Here is a 2,231-nt window from a genome sequence, read left to right on the forward strand (position 1 = left end):
GGAGGTAGGTAGGCGGAGGGGTCGGCGGGCGTGCCGTCGTAGCACTCCAGGCACATCCCGAGGGTCTTGGCGGGAGGCAGTGGAGTCTCGACCTCGCGTCCCACGCCGCTCCCCCTCACGGGCACACCAGGTCATAGCGGAACACACCAACTCGTCTGCAACACCACACGTGACGGGGCCGGTGGCGTGGGTAGCCTCCAGCCCTCCGGGGGGCACCGCCCGGACGGAACCGACAGGCCGACGCCAGGGAGACCACGACGTGCTTCGCAGGGACCGCGAAGCACACGGCCTCTCACCGCCCGGGGAGGTCGGTGGCGCGGCCGAGGAGCTCGGAGAGGTTGGAGCCGGAGGAGAGGGGCTCTGTGAGGGCTGTGGTGGTGATCGGCTGGAAGTCGGCGATCTGGGTGCCGACGCCGTTGTCCAGGGGGTCGACGCCGGTCTTGGCGAGCGGGTGCAGCTGGAGGTTGGTGAACGGCGCGACGGCGTGGCCCACGGAACCGACCGGGTCGTCGACGATCGCCGCCTGGGCGGCCCCGGCGGCGGAGAGTGCCATGCCGGCCGCGGCGGACAGGGTGACACCGGCGCGCAGCAGGCGCGGCGCGGTGGGGCGGGCGTGACGGGGGCGCGAGGCCATGCGGAATGCCACCTTCGGGGTCGGACGCGGCGCCACGCGTGGCGGCGCCGGATGGTCAGCGGTCGCCAACGGAGCGTAGTCGAGGGGGGAGTTTCTTCACATTCCATGTCCCTGGTGGTCACCCGGACGAAGGAATGCGCGACAATGCTGTTCCGTGACCGTCTCCGCTCGCGTGATCCTGCTGACCGGCCCCTCCGGCTCCGGAAAGTCCTCCCTCGCCGCCCGCACCGGGCTACCGGTGCTCCGGCTCGACGACTTCTACAAGGACGCGGGCGACCCGTCGCTGCCGCTCCTCCCCGACGGGTCGACCGACTGGGACCACGTCGACTCCTGGGACGCCGACGCCGCCGTCGCGGCGATCACCGAACTCTGCGCCGAGGGAAGGACGTTCGCCCCGGTCTACGACATCTCCACGTCCGCGCGTGCGGGCGGCTGCGAGGTGCGGCTCGACGGTGCGCCGGTGTTCCTCGCGGAGGGGATCTTCGCGGCGGACATCGCCGGGCGCTGCGCGGATGCCGGGCTGCTGGCGGACGCGCTCTGCCTGCGCGGACGTCCCTCGACGACGTTCCGCAGGCGGTTGGTGCGGGATCTGCGGGAGGGGCGGAAGTCGCTGCCGGTGCTGGTGCGTCGCGGCTGGCGGCTGATGCGCGCCGAGCCGGGCATCGTGCGACGGCACGCGGCGCTGGGCGCGCGGCCGTGCCGCAAGCAGGAGGCGCTGGCGGCGATCGCCGCCGCCGGGCGGACCGGCGGCCGCACCCCCAGCGTGGTCTGAGCGCCCGCGCCGGGCGGTCTGACGGCCCACACGGGGCCGGGAACGCGGAGGAGGCGTGGACCCGACCAGACCCCCCGGCCGGCCGCGTCCACGCCTCGTTTCCCCTGTCCCCTTTTCCATCCCCTCGGGTTTCCCCGCTTTGCCGCTCTCCCCTTCAGCGGCTGGCACCGCTCCCCCCATGGAGCGGCCCCCGGCTTCGCCGGACCGGTCAGGCGACCAGTTCGCCGAAGCACTCCTGCTGGTCCCGGCCGAAGGCCAGTACCTCGTCGTCGCGCAGTCGCCGCAGCGACCGCCAGATCCCGCTCTTCACGGTGCCGACGCTGATGCCCAGGATGTCGGCGATCTCCGGGTCGGTGCGGCCCTCGTAGTAGCGCAGGACGAGCATCGTCCGCTGCGGTTCGGGCAGCCGGGCCAGGGCCTGCCACAGGACGGTGCGCAGTTCGGTGCCGCGCATCGCGTCGCTCTGGCCGGTGGCCGGCGGCTCGGGCAGTTCCTCGGTCGGGTACTCGTTGAGCTTGCGGCGGCGCCACGCGCTGATGTGCAGGTTTGTCATGGTGCGCCGCAGGTAGCCGCCGACGGCGGCCTTGTCGCTGATCCGGTCCCAGGCCCTGTAGGTGGAGAACAGCGCGTTCTGCAGCAGGTCCTCCGCCTCGAAGCGGTCGCCGGTCAGGTGGTAGGCGGTGGCGTACAGGGAGGCGCGGCGCTCGCGGACGTAGGCGACGAACTCCGCCTCCGACACGCCCTGCTGCCGCTCTCCCGTTGCCTCCCTGTCAACGCCTTCGCCCTGGCGGCCCACCCGGGCCGCCGTTTCCCCCGGATTCCCCC

Annotated in this window: 3 protein-coding genes; 1 reads left to right on the forward strand and 2 read right to left on the reverse strand. The window is 73.1% G+C overall.

Translation table 11 applies throughout. The features are described 5' to 3' along the window. Positions 1 to 292: 292 nt before the first annotated feature. Positions 293 to 634, reverse strand: a complete 342-nt coding sequence (locus GL263_RS25315) for a hypothetical protein (protein WP_182858068.1) — start codon at positions 632 to 634, stop codon at positions 293 to 295. Between the two features lie 154 nt (positions 635 to 788). Here GL263_RS25315 and GL263_RS25320 point away from each other — a divergent pair, with 154 nt between their 5' ends. Then, positions 789 to 1,406, forward strand: a complete 618-nt coding sequence (locus GL263_RS25320) for a uridine kinase family protein (protein WP_323379558.1) — start codon at positions 789 to 791, stop codon at positions 1,404 to 1,406. Positions 1,407 to 1,614: 208 nt separating this feature from the next. Here the strand turns inward: GL263_RS25320 and GL263_RS25325 are convergent, their stop codons facing one another. Then, complete coding sequence (locus GL263_RS25325; protein ID WP_182858070.1) at positions 1,615 to 2,202, reverse strand: SigE family RNA polymerase sigma factor; 588 nt, start codon at positions 2,200 to 2,202, stop codon at positions 1,615 to 1,617. Between the last annotated feature and the right edge of the window lie 29 nt (positions 2,203 to 2,231).

The sequence above is a fragment of the Streptomyces durbertensis genome, assembly GCF_014156695.1.
Classification (GTDB): domain Bacteria; phylum Actinomycetota; class Actinomycetes; order Streptomycetales; family Streptomycetaceae; genus Streptomyces; species Streptomyces durbertensis.